Here is a 16,231-nt window from a genome sequence, read left to right as displayed (position 1 = left end):
GCCATGGAAAAGGTGGCCTTCCTCGGTCTTGGGGCCATGGGCTACCCCATGGCGGGGCATTTGGCGCGACGCTTCCCCACCCTGGTCTGGAACCGCACCTTTGAAAAGGCCCTTAGGCACCAAAGGGAGTTCGGCTCCGAGGCGGTGCCCTTGGAGAGGGTGGCCGAGGCCCGGGTGATCTTCACCTGCCTGCCCACCACCAAGGAGGTCTACGAGGTGGCCGAGGCCCTTTTCCCCTTCCTCCAGGAGGGCACCTACTGGGTGGACGCCACGAGCGGCGAGCCCGAGGCGAGCCGGAGGCTTGCGGAAAGGCTAAGGGAAAAGGGGGTCACCTACCTGGACGCCCCCGTCTCCGGGGGCACCTCGGGGGCGGAGGCGGGCACCCTCACGGTGATGCTGGGGGGCCCCGAGGAGGCGGTGGAGAGGATCAAACCCTTTTTGGCCTACGCCAAGAAGGTGGTCCACGTGGGCCCCGTGGGGGCGGGGCATGCGGTGAAGGCCATCAACAACGCCCTCCTCGCGGTGAACCTCTGGGCGGCGGGGGAGGGGCTTCTCGCCTTGGTGAAGCAGGGGGTTTTGGCGGAGAAGGCCCTAGAGGTCATCAACGCCTCCTCGGGCCGCTCCAACGCCACGGAGAACCTCATCCCCCAAAGGGTCCTCACCCGGGCCTTCCCCAAGACCTTCGCCTTGGGGCTTTTGGTGAAGGATCTGGGGATCGCCATGGGGGTCCTGGACGGGGAGAAGGCCCCAAGCCCCCTCCTGCGCCTCACCCGCGAGGTCTACGAGATGGCCAAGCGGGAGCTGGGTCCTGAGGCCGACCACGTGGAGGCCCTGAGGCTTTTGGAGCACTGGGGCGGGGCGGAGATCCGCTAGAGTGTCCCACCGTGGCGAAAGCCACGGTGGGGGCCCCGGGTCAGGACGGGGGCCTAGCGGTTCAGGATGTGGATGGCCTGCTTGTGGAAGGCCTCCGCCGCCTCCATGAGCCCTTCGGAGAGGGTGGGGTGGGGGTGGACGGTGAGGGCGAGGTCCGTGAGGGTGGCCCCCATCTCCAGGGCCAAGGCGGCCTCGGCGATGAGCTCCCCTGCCTGGGGGCCCACGATGAAGACTCCGAGGAGGAGGTCGGTCTCGGCATCCCCCACCACCTTCACCATCCCCTCGGCCCCGCCTAGGGTGAGGGCCCTTCCCGATGCGGCTAAGGGAAACTTCCCCACCTTCACCTTGTAGCCTGCCTTCCTGGCCTCTTCCTCCGTGAGGCCTACCCCGGCCCACTCGGGGGAGGTGTAGACCACGCTTGGGATCTGATAGTCAAAGGCGCTGTCCTTGCCGGCGGCGTTCTCGGCGGCCACGAGGCCTTCCCGCATGGCCTTGTGGGCGAGGAGGGGGGGCCTGGCGGCGTCGCCGATGGCGTAGACCCCGGGGACATTGGTCTCCATGCGGGCGTTCACCTGGATGAAGCCCTTGGCATCCACCTTGACCCCAGCCCTTTCCAGGCCGAGGCCCTCGGTGCGGGGCTTCCGGCCCACGGCCACCAGGATCTTGTCCACCACCACCTCTTCCCCCTCCCCGCCCTGGGCGGCCTCGAGGCGCACGTGGAGGCCGTCTTTTTTCTTCTCGTAGCCCACCGCCTTGGTCTTGGTGCGCACCCTTATCCCTTCCTTCTCCAGGGCGCGCCTTAGGAGGGCAGCGGTCTCGGGGTCGCCATTGGGGAGGATCTCCGGCATGTACTCAATGAGGGTAACCTCCGCCCCCAGGCGGCGGTAGACCTGGCCGAGCTCGAGGCCCACCGCCCCCCCGCCGATGACGAGAAGGCGCTTGGGGATGCCTTCTTCCACCCTTAGGGCCCGGGTGGAGTCCCAGACGTCCTCGCCGAAGGGGAAGCCCGGAAGCGCCATGGGCTCGCTTCCCGTGGCGAGGATGAGGCTTTTCGCCCCGTAGCGCTCGCCGTTTACCTCCACCTCCTTGGGGCCCGTTAGCCGGGCGAAGCCCCGCACGAGCTCCACCCCGTTTCCCTTGAGGAGGGTCCCCACCCCCCCGGTGAGCTTTTTCACCACCTGGTCCCGCCAGGCCCCAAGCCTTCCCAGGTCCAGCTCCGGCTTGGCTCTCAGGCCAAAGCCCTCGGCCACCTTCAGGTGGTGGAGGGTCTCGGCGGCGTGGAGGAGGGCCTTGGTGGGGATGCAGCCCACGTTGAGGCACACCCCTCCCACCTCGCCCGCCTCCACCGCCAGGACCTTGAGGCCAAGCTGGGCGGCCCTTATGGCGGCGTGGTAGCCGCCCGGGCCGGTGCCGATGACGATGAGGTCGTAGCTCTTCATAGCTGCCATCCTACATTTCCAGAAGAAGGAGGTCCGGGTTTTCCAAGAGCCTTATGACCTCCCGGGTGAACATGGCCGCCTCGGCCCCGTCCACCAGGCGGTGGTCAAAGGAGAGGGAGAGGAACATGATGTCCCGGGCCTGGATGGAGCCGTCGGGCATCACCCAAGGGCGCTTCCTTATGGAGTGGACGCCCAGGATGGCGGCATCGGGCAGGTTAATGATGGGGAAGCTCAAGGTGGCCCCCACGGAGCCGATGTTGGTGATGGTGAAGGTGGACCCCGAGACCTCCTCCGGGGAGAGGCGGCCTTCCCGGGCCTTCTGGGAAAGCTCGGCGATCTCCCGGGCGATTTCCAGGACGCTTTTCCGGTCGGCGTCCCGCAGGACGGGGACGATGAGGCCTCTTTCCGTGGCCACGGCAAGGCCGATGTGGTAGTAGCGCTTGTAGACGATCTCCTGCCGCTCCTCGTCCAGGCTCGTGTTCAGCATGGGGAACTTCTTCAGGGCCCGCACCACCGCCTTGACGATGAAGGGCAGGTAGGTGAGCTTGACCCCTTGGGCCTCGGCCTCGGGCTTGAGGCGCTCGCGAAGGGCCACGAGCTCCGTGAGGTCGGCCTCGTCCACGTTGAGGGTGCGCACCGTGTAGAGGTGGCTCTGCCAAAGCCCCTGGGCGATGGTGCGGCGGATGCCCCTTAGAGGCACCCGCTCCTCCAGGGACTCGTAGCCCTTGGGCGGGGCGTACTTGGGCGGGGGTGGGAAGCCGGAAGGAAGCGTCTGGGGTGTCTCCACGGGCCTTTCGGGAGGGGCCTTTCTCCGCTCGGCGTAGGCCCGCACGTCCTCCACCCGGACCCGGCCTAAGGGCCCCGAGCCCGGCACCTCCTCAATGGGGATTCCGAGCTCCCGGGCGAGCTTCCTAGCGGCGGGCACCGCCAGGACCCGGCCTTGGGGCCTCGTTTCTTCCTTGGGCTTTTCCCCGGAGAGGAAGGGGTTTTTCACCGCCACCTGCGTGGGGTCGGGCTTGAAGAGGGAGAGGTCCTCCTTCTCCTCCTTCTCGGGCAGGCCGGGCTCCACGATGGAGCGCTCCTCCACCGCCTGGACCGGAAGGGTTTCCTTCACGCCTTCCACCGCCTCCCCGGGCTCGGCCACGAGGGCGATGGGGGCGTGGACCTTGACCACCTCCCCTTCCTTGGCAAGCTTTTTGAGGAGCACCCCCTCAAAGGGAGAGGGTAGCTCCACCGTGACCTTGTCGGTCATGACCTCCACGAAGGGCTGGTCCTTTTTCAGGTAGTCTCCCTCTTCCACCAGCCACTTCAGGATCTCGCCCTCCACCACGCTTTCGGCCAGCTCGGGCATGAGGATTTCTTTGGGCATGGTCCTCCTTTCATAGATTCAGAAGCTCTTGGAGCCTTTGGCGGTCTCTTCCGTGGGCTTCCGCCACCACTTTTAGGATGCCGGCCAGGGTACCCACCTTGAGCGGACGGTGAAGGGGGATGGTGATGGCGTGTGGGCCGCTAGGGCCTTCCCAGGTCATGCGCACGTGGCTTCCGGTCTGCCGCTCCACCCGATAGCCTAGGCGGGCTAGCTTCCTAACGAGCTCTTCCCCGGTGAGGTTGCGGGGAAGCTTCACGGGGTAAGGACCTCCTGGCGAACGAAGTGCAGCCGGATGATCGGGGGTGCCGCTTCGCCGAAGTGGCACCGGACCGCATCCCGGACCATTTCCTTGAGTTCTTCCCAGGTCTCTCCTTCCGTGAAGATGGCCTCCCCCAAGGCGTGGGCGACAAACCCACCTTCTTCCGCTTCTTCCACGAGGAAGATGATTTCCCTTGGCATATCAGTAGTCTAGCGCCCGCTTGGCGGCGTTGAGGATGCGGGTGACGGTGGGCAGGTAGAGCTTGTCCTGGGCGTAAGGGTAGGGGGTGTCAAACCCCGTGACCCGGATGGGCGGGGCGAGGAGCATGTCCAGGATGTCCTCGGCGATGGTGGCGGCCACCTCGCTGACGAAGCTGGCGTGGCGGGGGGCGTCGGAGACCAGGACCACCCTTCCCGTTTTGGCCACGGAGTTCATCACCGCCTCGTAGTCCCAGGGCATGAGGCTCCTCAGGTCCAGGACCTCGGCCGAGACCCCGGCCTTCTCCAGTTCCTCCGCCGCCTTTAGGACCTCGGGCATCACGGTGCCGTAGCCGATGAGGGTGAGGTCCTTCCCCTCCCGCCTTAGGGCGGCCTTGCCGATGGGGAGGACGTAGTCCTCCTCGGGCACCTCCTCCTTCACCGAGCGGTAGAGCCTTTTGGGCTCCAGGAAGACCACGGGGTCCTCGTCCCGGATGGCGGCCTTCAGGAGCCCCTTGGCGTCGTAGGGGGTGGAGACCGCCACCACCTTGAGCCCGGCGGTGTGGACGAAGTGGGCCTCGGGGCTTTGGGAGTGGTGGTGCCCGCCCCGCACCCCGCCCCCGGAGGGCATGCGCACCACCAAGGGCGCGGCGAACTGCCCCCCGGAGCGGTAGCGGAGCTTGGCCACCTGGCTCACCAGCTGGTCAAACCCGGGGAAGATGTAGTCGGCAAACTGGATCTCGGCCACGGGCCTTAGCCCGTGGACGGCCATGCCCAAGGCCGCCCCCACGATGGCCGCCTCGGAGAGGGGGGTGTCCATGACCCGGTCGGGGCCGTACTTCTGCAAAAGCCCCTCGGTGACCAGGAAGACCCCGCCCCTCTTCCCCACGTCCTCCCCCAGGACCACCACCCGCTCGTCCCGGGCCATCTCCTCGTCCAGGGCCCGGTTCAGGGCCTGCACCATGGTCATGAGGGCCATACCCACCCCCTAGAGCTCCTCCTTAAGGAGGGCCTCCTGGCGCTTGAGGTGCCAGGGCTTCTCGGCAAAGACATCCTCAAACATCCACTCGGGGGGCACGGGGCCCGCTTCTTCCGCCTCCTTGAGGCCCCGCTCCAGTTCGGCGCGGATCTCCTCTTTGAGGGTTTCCTCCCACTCCTCGTTCCAGAGGCCCCTGGCCTCGAGGAAGCGCCGGAAGCGGAGGATGGGGTCTTTCCTGCGCCAGGCCTCCACCTCCTCCTTGGGGCGGTAGCGGCTGTCGTCGTCGGCGGAGGAGTGGGGGCCGTAGCGGTAGACCCTGAGCTCCACGAGGCTTGGACCCTCCCCCCTTCGGGCCCTCTCTACCGCCTCCTTCACCACGTAATAGCTGGCCAGGACGTCCATCCCGTCCACCAGGTAGCCGGGGATGCCGAAGGCGTGGGCCTTCTCCGCCAGGGTGGGGCTATGGGTCTGGCGGCGGTAGTCCACGCTGATGGCGTAGAAGTTGTTCTCGGCGATGAAGACCGCCGGCGCCCCCTGCACGGCGGCGAAGTTGATGCCGGCGTACCAGTCCCCTTCGCTGGTGGCCCCGTCCCCGAAGGTGCAGACCGCCACCTGGCCCGTGCGCAGAAGCTTCATGCTGATGGCCGCTCCCACGGCGGGGGGCACGTGGGAGGCGATGGGGCTCGCCACGGTGAAGTAGTTGAGGGCCTTGGAGCCCGGGTGCTCGGGCATCTGGCGGCCCTTGTTGGGGTCGGCCTTTGTGGCCAGCATCTGGCCGAAGAGCTCCTTTAAGGGGAGGCCTAGGGCCAGGGCCAGGCCGTGGTCCCGGTAGTAGGGGAAGACCCAGTCAAAGCCCGGCCGGATGGCGTGGGCGATGGCCACCTGGGCCGCCTCGTGCCCGGCGGCGGGGGCGATAAAGCTGGTCTTGCCCGTGCGGAGGAGGATGGTGTAGCGCTCGTCCAAAAGGCGGGCCGCCACCATGTCCCGGTAGAGGCGGCGTAGCTTCTCCCCCTCCAGGTCCAGGGGGAAGTCCCCAAGCCACTCTCCCCTTTCCCCGATGAGCCTTATGGGCTCCTGGGTGAAGGGCTCAAACCGATGGGTCTCCTTGACCATGACGCCCTCCTTCTTGGCGCTTGTGGCGCCGGGAAGCCCGCCCTGGGTAAGGGCGTTGGCCTCCTTTTCGGGGTGGGTTAGGGTCCCACTTTCCCTTCCCCCTGAGTATACCCCGTTAGGATGAGGGGGTGCGCCTGCGGGTGGTGGCGGTGGGGAGGCCCAGGCTGGCCTACGCCCGGCTCGGGGTGGAGGAGTATGCGGGGCGCGTGCGGAGGTACGCGCCTTTGGATCTGGTCTTCGTTCGGAAAGAGGAGGAGCTCCTCCCTAAGGCGGAGGGCCACCGGAAGGTGGTCTTGGACGAGCGGGGAAAGCTTCTGACCACGGAGGAGCTCTACCGGAGGCTCCTTTCCTGGGAAGGAGAGCGGGTGGCCTTCCTGGTGGGCGGGGCGGAGGGGCACCTCGAGGGGGTGCGTGAAGCGGCCGACCTCCTCCTTTCCCTCTCCCCCCTCACCCTGCAGCACGAGCTCGCCCTCCTCGTCCTCATGGAGCAGCTCTACCGGGTCCTGACCTTGCGGGCGGGCCACCCCTACCACCGGCCATGACCTACGAGGCCTTCGTGGAGCTGGTGGAGAGGCTTTGGGAGGAGGTTCCCGAGGACTTCAAGCGGGGGCTTCAGGGGGTGCACGTCTTCCCCGAGGCCAAGCCGGAGCCGGGGCTTGAAGGGGTGTGGCGCCTTGGGGAGTACCTGGACCCAGGGCCGCCCTCGGCCTTCGGGGGCTTTGAGGGGCTTGGGCGGCACATCGCCCTCTACTACGGCTCCTTTCTGGCGGTGGCGGGGGAGGGGTTTGACTGGGAGGCCGAGGCGTGGGAAACCCTCCTCCACGAGCTCAGGCACCACCTGGAGTCCTTGGCGGGCCGGGACGACCTCATTCGCGAGGACCTCAGGCGCCTGGACGCCTTTCGCCGGGGCGGGCCTTATGGGGAAGGGTAGGGGCTTCCTCCGCGAGGGGCCTGCGCTCGGCGAAGCCCCCGGAAAGGGGGTGGTAGTGGGAAACCTCCGGCTCCCCCTCCTGCCAGCAGAGGAAGACCACCTCGCCCCCCACCCGGGCGGGGAAGTCCACGAGGCCCCTTTCCAGGTCCTTGAGGAAGACCCCCAAGGAGGCGAGGTAGCGGGCGTCGGCCTCGAGGGAGCCTAAGAGAAAGCGGACCTCCTCCTCCAGGGCCCGCCGCTCAAGTCCCCGGGCCTCGGGGAGGCGGGCCTGGGCCTCCTGGAGTTCCCTCTTGGCCTGGCGCATCTGAGAGAGGACCCGCCGGATCTCGGGCAGGAGGGCGTCCGCTTCTTCCTTGGTGAAGATCCGGGCGAACATACCTGCCCTTATGCTAGCACAAACGCTTAGGAAAATCTAAGCCTAACTCACTCAATCAAGGGCAGAAGCTCCACCTCCGCCGCCGCCACCCCCACCCCCCCCAACAGGAGGCTCCCGTCGGGGAAGACCGCCTCCGCCAGGCCCTCCACCACCCCCTTGGCCGTGCGCACCCGCACAGGGCGCCCCAGGGTGTAGGAGGCCTTCTGGTAGCGGGCCAGGAAGGCCTCGGGGGTTTCCAGGAGGGGGAGGAGGCCTTCCAGCCGGAGGAGGAAGGCTTCCAGGACCTCCCGCCGGGAAAGGGGGGTGAACTCCTGGAGGAAGGCGGCCCCTTCCGGGGCCCAGGCTACGTTCACCCCCACGCCCAAAAGGGCGTAGGCCACCTCCTCCCCCTCGGCCTTGGCCTCGAGGAGGACCCCGGCGAGCTTCCTGCCGTCGGGGGCCAGGAGGTCGTTGGGCCACTTGAGCCCCCCCACCCCCACCGCCTCAACGAGGGCGAGGCCCGCAAGGAGGGGAAGGAGCCCCAGGGCGGGAAGGGGGAGGCTTGGCCTTAGGAGGAGGGAGAAGGTGAGGCTTGCCCCGGGGCGGCTTGCCCAGGGGCGGCCCCGTCGGCCCCGGCCCCTTTCCTGGACTTCGGCGAGAACCAGCGCCCCTTCGGGGGCCCCCTCCTCGGCCCAGGCCCTGAGGGCGTCCTGGGTGCTCCCCACCCGGCCCAGGTAGCGGTAGGGCCTTCCGAGCCGCCCTCTGGGGTGGAAGAGGTGGGGGAGGGGGGTGCCGGGGAGGATCCGGTAGCCCTGGCGGGAGACCTCCACGGGGTAGCCTTCCGAGAGGAGCCGCCTGGCCTCCTTGGAGACGGCGGCCCGGCTCACCCCAAGCCGCCTCGCCAGGGCTTCGCCGCTTTGCCAGGACTCCGTGAGGAGGGAAAGGAGCCCCGCCATCTACGCCAGCTCCACCTGGGAGAGGTCCCCAAGGATCAGGCGGTGGGCCCGGGGAAGGCTGTTGCGGCTTCGCACCTCCGCCCCCACCCCCAGGATGCTCTCCTGGAGGCGCAAGGCCACGTTCTCCAGGCGGGCGTGGTCCTCGAGGATGGAGTACTCCACCTCCGAGCGCACCACCCGCACCCCCGGCCCCAAGGAGGTGAAAGGCCCGATGTAGGCCTCCTCCACCACCACCCCTTCCCCGATGAAGGCGGGGCCGATGACGGTGCTTTTCACCACCCTGGCGCCCTTTTCCACCACCACCCTTCCCGTGAGCTCGCTTTCCAGGACCTCCCCCTCCACCTTCGGGGAAAGCTCCTCCAGGAGGAGGCGGTTCGCATCTAAGAGGTCCTTGGGGCGGCCCGTGTCCTTCCACCAGCCCTCCACCTCCACCCCCACCACCTTCCTTCCCCGGTCAATGAGGCCCTGGATGGCGTCGGTGATCTCGTACTCCCCCCGGGCGGAGGGCTTGAGTTCCCGGATGACCTCAAAGACCTCGGGGGTGAAGACGTAGACCCCGGCCACCGCCAGGTCCGAAGGGGGCTCCTTGGGCTTTTCCAGAAGGCGCACGATCCTCTCCCCCTCCAGCACCGCCACCCCGAACTGCCTTGGGTCTTCCACCCGCACCAGGGCGATGACGGCGCTCACCCCGGGGCGGAAGGCCTCGAGGAAGCGCCGGATGCCCTTTTGGAAGAGGTTGTCCCCCAGGTAGAGGACGAAGGGGCTATCCCCCAGGAAGTCCCGGGCCACGGCCACGGCGTGGGCCAGGCCCTGGGGCTCCTCCTGGAGGACGTAGCGGACCTCGCGCCCGGAAAGAGCCTCCCGGATGTCCTTTTCCGTCTCGGGGGAGACCACCACCCCGATCTCCTCCACCCCTGCTTCCTTCAGGTTCTCCACGGCGTAGTGGAGGATGGGGCGGCCCGCCACCCGGATCACCGGTTTGGGGCGGGTGTGGGTGAGGGGGCGAAGCCGCGTCCCCCTGCCCGCGGCGAGGATTAACCCTTTCATCCCCCAGAGTATACCCCGTACAATAAGGGTGGCCATGGCCAGCGCCCTCACCCGGATGGCCTACGCCTACGACCGCCTCCGGGCCTACCCGCCGGAGGTGGCGGGCCGCATCGCCACCGCCATGACCTCGGCCCTTTCCGGCCGGGAGGACCCGGTGTTTTTGGAGCTGGGCGTGGGCACGGGGCGGATCGCTCTTCCCCTCATCGCCCGGGGGTACGCCTACGTGGCCTTGGACAAGGACCCGGGGATGCTGGAGGTCTTCCGCCAGAAGGCGGCGGGGGTCATGCGCAAGGTGCGCCTCCTCCTTGCGGACGCCCGGGCCCTTCCCCTTCCCGACGAGAGCGTGCACGCCGTGATCGCCGTCCACCTCTGGCACCTCCTTCCCGACTGGCCCAAGGCCCTGGCGGAGGCCCTCCGGGTGCTGAAGCCGGGCGGGGTCCTCCTGGAGGGGTGGGACCGGGTGGAGGCCGAGGTGGAGTGGCGCCTGCAGGAGGCGTGGCGGGCCTTTGTGGAGGCCGAGGGGGTGCGGGTGGAGCGGGGGCTCCACCAGAGGCGCCTTCAGGAGGTGGAGGAGGCCCTGAAGCGCCTGGGGCTTAAGCCCAAGACCCGGCAGGTGGTGGCCTGGAAGGAGGAGCGCTCCCTCAGGGACGCCCTCGAGGCCCTGGAGGAAAGGCTTTACTCCTTCACCCAAGGGGTGCCGGAGGAGGTGCACCGCAAGGCCATGGACCGCCTCTACCCCTGGGCCGAGGAGGCCTTCGGCAGTCTGGACAGAACCTTCCCCGTGCAGAAGAGCTTCTTCCTCAGGACCACCCGCCTGGGCTAACCTTAGGGCATGCGCCGGCTGGAGGTGCGCACCCCCAAAGAGGGCCTGGTGAACATCACCCGGGCGGTGGAGGAGGTTTTGCAGGGGCACACTGGGCTCGTTTTTCTCTTCGTGCCCCACACCACCTGCGGCCTCCTCGTCCAGGAGGGGGCCGACCCCGACGTGGCCCACGATCTTTTGGCCCGCCTGGAGGAACTCGCCCCCCGGCTTCACCCCAAGGACCGCCACGCCGAGGGGAACACCCACGCCCACCTGAAAAGCCTCCTCACCGGGGTCCACCTCCTCCTCTTCGCCGAGGGGGGGAGGCTTAGGCTTGGGCGCTGGCAGCAGGTCTTCCTGGCGGAGTTTGACGGGCCGAGGACCCGGGAGGTGTGGGTGCGGCCCCTTTAGAGCCACCGCACCTCCTGGACGCTCTTCACCCCCCTTAGGGCCTCCGCCAGGGCCTCCCGCTCCCCGTCCTGGAGGGTGAGGCGGAGCCTTATGCGGGCGATGGGGCCCAGGATCCAGGTCTCCGAGCCCAGGGCGCTTTTCCCCGCCTCCGCCACCACCTGCATCACGTCCCTTAGGAGGCCGGCCCGGTCCTGGGCCAGGACCTCGAGGGTCACCACCTTCCCCCCCACCCCCTCCCAGTAGGCGGGGATGACCCGGTCCGCCTCGGGGCCCTGGAGGAGGCGCCTCAGGTTGGGGCAGTCCGCCCGGTGGACCGTCACCCCCCGGCCCCGGGTGATGAAGCCCAGGATGCTGTCCCCCTTCATGGGCTCGCAGCAGGAGGCCAGGCGGATGGGGGCCTGGAGGTCCTGGTCCAGGCGGATGCCCCACTGGTTTTGGGGCGTGGGCTTGGGCTTCTCCGGCTTGAGGAGGGCCGTGGGGTAGAGCTTCTCCGCCACCTGCCTGGGGGTGAGGCGGTTTAGGGCCAAGGCCAGGTAGAGCTCTTCCGGGGAAGGGGGGAGGCCGAGCCGCTTGGCTGCCTCCTCCAGCTGGCTGTCCGTGGGCTTGGGGAGGCTCTTGCGCTTGAGGTAGCGCTCCAGGAGGCCTTGGCCCCGCTCCAGGGTCTCCTGCCGCTCCTGGGCGCGGAAGTACTGGCGGATCTTGCTCTTGGCGGTGCGGCTTTTGGCGAACTCCAGCCAGCCCTTGGAGGGGCGGGCGTTTTTGGCGGTGAGGATCTCCACGATGTCCCCGTTTTGCAGCTCGTAGGAGAGGGGGACGATGCGGCCGTTGACCTTGGCCCCCACCATGTGGTGGCCCACCTCGGTGTGGATGTGGTAGGCGAAGTCCACGGGGGTGGCCCCCTTGGGCAGGTTGATGATCCGGCCCTTGGGGGTGAAGACGAAGACCCTCCCCCCCAGAAGGTCCCGGGTTACCGCCTCCACGAACTCCCGGGAGCTGCTGAACTCCTGCTGCCACTCCTGGATGTTCTTGAGCCAGGAGACCCGGCGCTTCACCTCCTCGGGGTCGGTGAGGCCCTCCTTGTAAAGCCAGTGGGCGGCGATGCCGTACTCGGCGATGCGGTGCATCTCCCGGGTGCGGATCTGGACCTCGAGGGGCAGGCCCTCCAGGGCGATCACCGTGGTGTGGAGGCTTTGGTAGCCGTTGGGCTTGGGCACGGCGATGTAGTCCTTCACCCGGCCCGGGATGGGCTGCCAGAGGGCGTGGACGAGGCCTAAGACGTGGTAGCAGACCTGCTTTTCCCGGATGGCCTTGGCCTCCTCCGTGGGGCTTGGCTTGGGGTCCAGGATCACCCGCACCGCCAGAAGGTCATAGATTTGCTCCAAGGATTTGCCGTCCCGCTGCATCTTCCGCCAGATGGAGTAGAGGTGCTTGGGACGGCCCGTGACCTCAAACTCCTGGAGCTGGCCCTGAAGGAGTTCGTCTTGCTTTAGGGCCTCCTCTAGGAGGGCCACGGCCTTTTGCACCAGGCGTTCCCGGGCCTCCTGGGTCTCCTGGAGGCGGGCGAGGAGTTGGTGGTAGGCCTCGGGGTGGAGGTAGCGGAAGGAGAGGTCCTCCAGCTCCCACTTGATCTGCCCCATCCCCAGGCGGTGGGCCAGGGGGGCGTAGATCTCCAGGGTCTCCTGGGCGATCCGCTTCTGCTTCTCGGGGGGCATGTGCTCCAGGGTGCGCAGGTTGTGGAGGCGGTCCGCCAGCTTGACGATGATGATGCGCACGTCCTCCGCCATGGCGATGAACATCTGGCGGAGGTCCTCGGCCCGCTTCTCCTCCCCCTCGAGGTTCGCCAGCTTGTAGAGCTTGCTGACCTTGGTCTCCCCCTCCACGAGGCGGCGCACCGCCGTTCCGAAGCGCCTTTCCAGCTCCTCGGCGGGGACGCCGCAGTCCTCCATGGTGTCGTGGAGGAGGCCCGCGGCGATGGTGTCGGCGTCCATGTGCAAGGAGGCCAGGATCTCCGCCACCGCCACGGGGTGGGTGATGTAGGGCTCCCCGCTTCGCCTAAGCTGTCCCCGGTGGGCCTCCTCGGCGAAGAGGTAGGCGGCCTTCACCTTGGCCCACTCCTCGGGGCTTAAGTAGGCGAGGCGAGGGGCGAGTTGTTCCCAGAGGGCCTCGGTCGCGGTCACTATCCTTTAGTGTAGCACTAGGAGGAAAGCTCCTGGAGGAAGGCGGAGAGGCTGGGCTTTTCCAGGAGGGCCACCAGGTTCTTCCCCCGGTGGGGGCTTAGCACCAAGGCCTTCTCCCGAAGGAGGACCACCGTGGCCTTCCGGGTGTCCTTTAGGGCCTGGTCCAGCCGGTCCAGGGCCAGGACCAAGGGCCTAAGGGCCTCCGGGGGAAGGGGCGGGGCGTCTTCCAGGTAGCCTAGGGCCTCCACCCCGGGCAGGCGCAAGGGGGCGAGGGGGTCTTCCGAGACCTCCAGGGCCCCGAGGAGGGCCTCGAGGTCGGCGGAGCGGAACTCCTGGAGGAGGGCCTTGGCGGCCTCGGCCTCCTTCTCCAGCTCCTTGAGGAGGGCTTCCGCCTGGGTTAGGGTCTTTTCCACCTGCAAAACCCCCTTGGGCCCGAGGCGGGGGAGCTGGTCTCGGGCGCTTCGCAGGGTGGCGAGGAGGGGTTTTAGGCGGCGGGCGGTCTCGCTTTGGAAGCCCTCCAGGCGGGCCTGGGCTTGGAAGAAGGCGGTGAGGCGGGTGTTGAGCTCCTCCCGCTTGGCCTCGAGGCGGCGCCTTAAGGCGTGGAGGGTCCGGGCGACGGGGGTGGGGTCGGGGAGGGGTTTTTGCTTCTCCTCCTCCAGGGCCTTGAGGGCCGCCTCCCCCCCGAAGCCCCGGAAGCGCTCCGCCAGGGCCTGGAGGCGGGAAAGCTCCTCCAGGGCGCGCCTTCTCGCCTCCTCCTTGGCCTCTTGGAGCCGGGCCTTCAGGCCCTCCAGGTCGGGGAGCCTGCCTTGGGCAAGGAGGAGGGCCGCCTCCTCCAGAAGGCCCTCTAGGCCTAGGGCCTTGGCCTCCTCCCTGAGGGCCTCCAGGGCTTTTTGCGCTTCTTCCAGCTTGCCCCGGTACTGGGCCTCCTCCCCCTGGGCCTTAAGCCTTTCGGCGTAGCGGGCCCGGATCCTGTCTAGGCCTTCCCGTAGGGCGGGCCCGCCTAGGGCCTGGAGCTCCTTTAGGAGGTCCTGGAAGGCCTCTCCCTTTTGGGCGAGCTCCCGGAGGAGGGCCTCCTTCTCCTGCAAGAGGCGCTTTTCCTCCGCCTCCCGCGCCTGGGCCAGGGCCTCGAGGCGCCCAAGCTCCGCCTCCAGGGGGGCGAGGTCGGGGTAGCCCCCCTCCTTCAGGGTCTCCTCCGCCAGGGCCAGGGTCTCTTGGAGGGAGGCCTTCTCCTCCGGGGGAAGGGGAAGCGCCCTAAGGGCCTCCTGGAGCTGGATCAGGCGGGCCCTTCTTTCCGCCCGGAAGTTGGCCTCCGCCTCCTTGAAGGCTTCCTCCAGGGCCTTAAGCCGCTCTCCGGCCGGTTTTCCCGCCTCGAGGAGGGCCTGGACCTCGGCGAGGAGGGGGCTCACCGTGGTCCTTTCCAGGAGGTGGCCGTAGCGGGCGAGAAGCTCCTCCAGCCTCCGCCTTTCCTCCTCCACCTCCAGGGCCAGGATCCTCTGGGCGGCCTCCTCAGGGAGGGTGCCCAGGTCCACCACGAGCTCCCCTTCCAGCTCCGAGGCGTCCTCCACCGTGAGGTAGACCTCTTCCTCGGGGGAGAACTCCTGGGTTTCAAAGACCATCTCCGGCAGGGTGGGGGCCTGGACAGCGCTGGACTCCAGGAGCTTCCTCAAGTCCAGGGCCAGGCCCCGGGCCCGTTCCACCTCCCCTTGGGCCCAGATGCCTTCCTCCTGGGCCTTGCGGATGGTGGCCACCAGGTTTTCCAGGCGGCGCACCTTGGCCCCTCCCAGGTGGCGCACCCGCTCCAGGCTTTCCTCCAGGTAGGCCAGGTCCTTGGCCTGGCGGAGGAGGGCTTCCTCCAGCCGCTCTTCCAGGGCCTCCAGCAGGGCCTTGGCCTCCCCGAGAAGGGCGGGGTCGGGGCTTTGGCGGAGCCGGTTCCAAAGGGCCCTAAGCCGCCCCACCTCGGGCCAGTCCACGTAGAGGCCGAAGCGTTTCAGGGCCTTTTCCAGCTCCTCCAGGGAGGGCCCTTGGCCCTCGAGGCGCCTTAGGGCCTCCTGGACCACCCGCCTGGCCTCCTCGGGCCTAAGCCGCCCCTGGAGCTCCCGGAAGACGAGGCCCTTGAGGAGGAGGGCCCCGTCCTCGGGGGAAAGCTCCCGGGCCCCCCTGCCCAGCCGCTTAAGCCCCTCTTCCAGCACCGCCTCCGCCCTTGGCCCCAGGTGGGGCCTTAAGGCTTCCAGGATGACGCCGGCCACGTCCATTTAGCCCTCCTGCTTCACCTTAAGGGGTTCGCCGAAGTAAAGGGTCCGGTGGGGGAAGGGGATCTCCATCCCCTCCTGGTCCAGGCGCTTCTTGATGCGGCGGCGGAACTCCCGGGCCACCGCCCACTGTTGGCCGGGCTTGGTGCTGAAGAGGACCCGGATGACCACGGCGGAGTCCACCAGGTCCTGCACCCCCAGGACCTCGGGGGGAGCGGTGAAGCGCTCCTGCCACTCGGGGTCCTGGTAGAGCCGGTCCGCCTCGTCCCGGAAGACCTCGAGGACCCGGTCCACGTCTTCCTTGTAGGCCACCCTCACATCCACCACCGCCCGGCTCCACTCCTGGGTGAGGACGGTGACCTGGCGCACCTCGGAGTTGGGGATGAAGTGAACCCGCCCCTCCAGGTCCCTAAGCACCGTGAGGCGGAGGTTGAAGCGCTCCACCTGCCCCCCCACCCCCCCGATCTGGACGATGTCCCCCACCCCGTACTGGTCCTCCAGGAGGATGAAAAAGCCGTTGATGAAGTCGCGGATCAGGTTCTGGGCGGCGAAGCTCACGGCAAGCCCCGCCACCCCGGCCCCCGCCAGGAGGGCGGCCACGTTGAGGCCCAGGTTGGAGAGGAAGAAAAGCCCTCCCAGGACCAGGACCACCACCTTAAGGGCCGACTCCCCCACGGTCCTTAGGGTCTTGCGGCGCACCACCTCGCGGGTGAGCTCCCCTTCCTCCGGGGGAGGAAGCCACCCCAGAAGGAGGGGGGTGAGGCGGTAGGCCAGGTAGGTGAGGGCCAGAACCCCCAAGGCCGCCACCCCCTTGGCCCCGGCCCAGCGCACCAGGCCTTCCCCCCAGGAGCGGAAGGGCTCGTAGGGGAGGCCGAGGGCGTGGACCAGGTAGGAGGCCCCCGCCAGGACCAAAAGGGCCCACCAGGCGTAGCCCAGAAGGCGGAAGAAAAGGTCATTCCGGGCGCCCGGGACTGCCTGGGCCAGCCGGGCGAAAAGCCAGCCCCCGTAGCGCCCCAAAAGGGCCACCAGGACCAGAACCAGCGCTACATGAACCAGGGCCATACCGCTACTATA

The 16,231-nt window shown here is 68.3% G+C and carries 17 protein-coding genes; 5 read left to right on the top strand and 12 right to left on the bottom strand.

Going from position 1 to position 16,231, the window contains the following annotated elements:
* The first annotated feature begins 3 nt into the window (after nt 1-3).
* The gene (locus IEX93_RS05700; RefSeq protein ID WP_188847282.1) at nt 4-873 is read left to right on the top strand and encodes an NAD(P)-dependent oxidoreductase; all 870 of its coding nucleotides are present in this window, start codon (nt 4-6) and stop codon (nt 871-873) included.
* Nucleotides 874-926: 53 nt separating this feature from the next.
* Here the strand turns inward: IEX93_RS05700 and lpdA are convergent, their stop codons facing one another.
* The 6 genes from lpdA to IEX93_RS05670 are packed head-to-tail and all read right to left on the bottom strand — an operon-like array spanning nt 927 to nt 6,229.
* On the bottom strand, nt 927-2,312 hold the full coding sequence (gene lpdA, locus IEX93_RS05695; protein WP_188847281.1) for a dihydrolipoyl dehydrogenase: 1,386 nt from the start codon (nt 2,310-2,312) through the stop codon (nt 927-929).
* Nucleotides 2,313-2,322: 10 nt separating this feature from the next.
* Nucleotides 2,323-3,681 (bottom strand): dihydrolipoamide acetyltransferase family protein, encoded by a 1,359-nt coding sequence (locus IEX93_RS05690; RefSeq protein ID WP_188847280.1) that lies wholly within the window; start codon nt 3,679-3,681, stop codon nt 2,323-2,325.
* 10 nt (nt 3,682-3,691) lie between these two features.
* Nucleotides 3,692-3,937, bottom strand: coding sequence for a type II toxin-antitoxin system HicA family toxin (locus tag IEX93_RS05685; RefSeq protein WP_188847279.1), 246 nt, complete (start codon nt 3,935-3,937; stop codon nt 3,692-3,694).
* Nucleotides 3,934-4,140, bottom strand: coding sequence for a 2-oxoisovalerate dehydrogenase (locus tag IEX93_RS05680; protein WP_188847278.1), 207 nt, complete (start codon nt 4,138-4,140; stop codon nt 3,934-3,936). Before IEX93_RS05680 ends, IEX93_RS05685 begins: the two co-directional genes overlap by 4 nt.
* A 1-nt stretch (nt 4,141) precedes the next feature.
* Nucleotides 4,142-5,116 (bottom strand): alpha-ketoacid dehydrogenase subunit beta, encoded by a 975-nt coding sequence (locus IEX93_RS05675; RefSeq protein ID WP_188847277.1) that lies wholly within the window; start codon nt 5,114-5,116, stop codon nt 4,142-4,144.
* A 9-nt stretch (nt 5,117-5,125) separates the two neighbouring features.
* Nucleotides 5,126-6,229: a thiamine pyrophosphate-dependent dehydrogenase E1 component subunit alpha gene (locus tag IEX93_RS05670; protein WP_188847276.1), complete on the bottom strand. Its 1,104-nt coding sequence runs from the start codon at nt 6,227-6,229 to the stop codon at nt 5,126-5,128.
* Between the two features lie 128 nt (nt 6,230-6,357).
* On the opposite strand from IEX93_RS05670, the gene IEX93_RS05665 reads away from it, so the two are divergent.
* Both IEX93_RS05665 and IEX93_RS05660 read left to right on the top strand, forming a co-directional pair.
* Entirely contained in the window at nt 6,358-6,771 is a 414-nt protein-coding gene (locus tag IEX93_RS05665) for a 23S rRNA (pseudouridine(1915)-N(3))-methyltransferase RlmH (RefSeq protein WP_188847275.1), read from the top strand.
* The gene (locus tag IEX93_RS05660; RefSeq protein ID WP_188847274.1) at nt 6,768-7,160 is read left to right on the top strand and encodes a metallopeptidase family protein; all 393 of its coding nucleotides are present in this window, start codon (nt 6,768-6,770) and stop codon (nt 7,158-7,160) included. Before IEX93_RS05665 ends, IEX93_RS05660 begins: the two co-directional genes overlap by 4 nt.
* Here the strand turns inward: IEX93_RS05660 and IEX93_RS05655 are convergent.
* The 3 genes from IEX93_RS05655 to IEX93_RS05645 are packed head-to-tail and all read right to left on the bottom strand — an operon-like array spanning nt 7,111 to nt 9,518.
* Nucleotides 7,111-7,536, bottom strand: a complete 426-nt coding sequence (locus IEX93_RS05655) for a DUF2203 domain-containing protein (protein ID WP_188847273.1) — start codon at nt 7,534-7,536, stop codon at nt 7,111-7,113. The genes IEX93_RS05660 and IEX93_RS05655 overlap by 50 nt on opposite strands.
* Nucleotides 7,537-7,583: 47 nt before the next feature.
* Nucleotides 7,584-8,471 carry a biotin--[acetyl-CoA-carboxylase] ligase gene (locus IEX93_RS05650; RefSeq protein WP_188847272.1) on the bottom strand — a complete coding sequence of 296 codons (888 nt, stop codon included), beginning with the start codon at nt 8,469-8,471 and terminating at the stop codon, nt 7,584-7,586.
* Nucleotides 8,472-9,518: a glucose-1-phosphate thymidylyltransferase gene (locus IEX93_RS05645; protein WP_188847271.1), complete on the bottom strand. Its 1,047-nt coding sequence runs from the start codon at nt 9,516-9,518 to the stop codon at nt 8,472-8,474.
* 34 nt (nt 9,519-9,552) lie between these two features.
* Here IEX93_RS05645 and IEX93_RS05640 point away from each other — a divergent pair, with 34 nt between their 5' ends.
* Both IEX93_RS05640 and IEX93_RS05635 read left to right on the top strand, forming a co-directional pair.
* On the top strand, nt 9,553-10,341 hold the full coding sequence (locus IEX93_RS05640; RefSeq protein ID WP_188847270.1) for a class I SAM-dependent methyltransferase: 789 nt from the start codon (nt 9,553-9,555) through the stop codon (nt 10,339-10,341).
* A 9-nt stretch (nt 10,342-10,350) separates the two neighbouring features.
* Entirely contained in the window at nt 10,351-10,731 is a 381-nt protein-coding gene (locus IEX93_RS05635; protein ID WP_188847269.1) for a secondary thiamine-phosphate synthase enzyme YjbQ, read from the top strand.
* Here the strand turns inward: IEX93_RS05635 and IEX93_RS05630 are convergent.
* Genes IEX93_RS05630 through IEX93_RS05620 form a run of 3 tightly spaced genes read right to left on the bottom strand, consistent with a single transcriptional unit; the run spans nt 10,728 to nt 16,219 of the window.
* The gene (locus tag IEX93_RS05630; protein WP_229906101.1) at nt 10,728-12,908 is read right to left on the bottom strand and encodes a RelA/SpoT family protein; all 2,181 of its coding nucleotides are present in this window, start codon (nt 12,906-12,908) and stop codon (nt 10,728-10,730) included. The two genes, IEX93_RS05635 and IEX93_RS05630, sit on opposite strands and share 4 nt — an antisense overlap.
* Before the next feature lie 17 nt (nt 12,909-12,925).
* Entirely contained in the window at nt 12,926-15,160 is a 2,235-nt protein-coding gene (locus IEX93_RS05625; RefSeq protein WP_188847268.1) for a coiled-coil domain-containing protein, read from the bottom strand.
* Nucleotides 15,161-16,219, bottom strand: coding sequence for a mechanosensitive ion channel family protein (locus IEX93_RS05620; RefSeq protein ID WP_188847267.1), 1,059 nt, complete (start codon nt 16,217-16,219; stop codon nt 15,161-15,163).
* Between the last annotated feature and the right edge of the window lie 12 nt (nt 16,220-16,231).

Source organism: Thermus composti (assembly GCF_014647535.1).
Classification (GTDB): Bacteria; Deinococcota; Deinococci; order Deinococcales; family Thermaceae; genus Thermus; species Thermus composti.
Note: the sequence above shows the minus strand (reverse complement) of the source record. Positions and strands in the feature narration are given on the sequence as shown.

Coding starts and splice junctions, on each gene's coding strand:
- IEX93_RS05640 (WP_188847270.1), top strand. CDS start 9,553: ATGGCCAGCGCCCTCACCCGGATGGCCTACGCCTACGACCGCCTCCGG.
- IEX93_RS05645 (WP_188847271.1), bottom strand. CDS start 9,518: ATGAAAGGGTTAATCCTCGCCGCGGGCAGGGGGACGCGGCTTCGCCCC.
- IEX93_RS05655 (WP_188847273.1), bottom strand. CDS start 7,536: ATGTTCGCCCGGATCTTCACCAAGGAAGAAGCGGACGCCCTCCTGCCC.
- IEX93_RS05700 (WP_188847282.1), top strand. CDS start 4: ATGGAAAAGGTGGCCTTCCTCGGTCTTGGGGCCATGGGCTACCCCATG.
- IEX93_RS05635 (WP_188847269.1), top strand. CDS start 10,351: ATGCGCCGGCTGGAGGTGCGCACCCCCAAAGAGGGCCTGGTGAACATC.
- IEX93_RS05675 (WP_188847277.1), bottom strand. CDS start 5,116: ATGGCCCTCATGACCATGGTGCAGGCCCTGAACCGGGCCCTGGACGAG.
- lpdA (WP_188847281.1), bottom strand. CDS start 2,312: ATGAAGAGCTACGACCTCATCGTCATCGGCACCGGCCCGGGCGGCTAC.
- IEX93_RS05650 (WP_188847272.1), bottom strand. CDS start 8,471: ATGGCGGGGCTCCTTTCCCTCCTCACGGAGTCCTGGCAAAGCGGCGAA.
- IEX93_RS05625 (WP_188847268.1), bottom strand. CDS start 15,160: ATGGACGTGGCCGGCGTCATCCTGGAAGCCTTAAGGCCCCACCTGGGG.
- IEX93_RS05660 (WP_188847274.1), top strand. CDS start 6,768: ATGACCTACGAGGCCTTCGTGGAGCTGGTGGAGAGGCTTTGGGAGGAG.
- IEX93_RS05690 (WP_188847280.1), bottom strand. CDS start 3,681: ATGCCCAAAGAAATCCTCATGCCCGAGCTGGCCGAAAGCGTGGTGGAG.
- IEX93_RS05670 (WP_188847276.1), bottom strand. CDS start 6,229: ATGGTCAAGGAGACCCATCGGTTTGAGCCCTTCACCCAGGAGCCCATA.
- IEX93_RS05680 (WP_188847278.1), bottom strand. CDS start 4,140: ATGCCAAGGGAAATCATCTTCCTCGTGGAAGAAGCGGAAGAAGGTGGG.
- IEX93_RS05620 (WP_188847267.1), bottom strand. CDS start 16,219: ATGGCCCTGGTTCATGTAGCGCTGGTTCTGGTCCTGGTGGCCCTTTTG.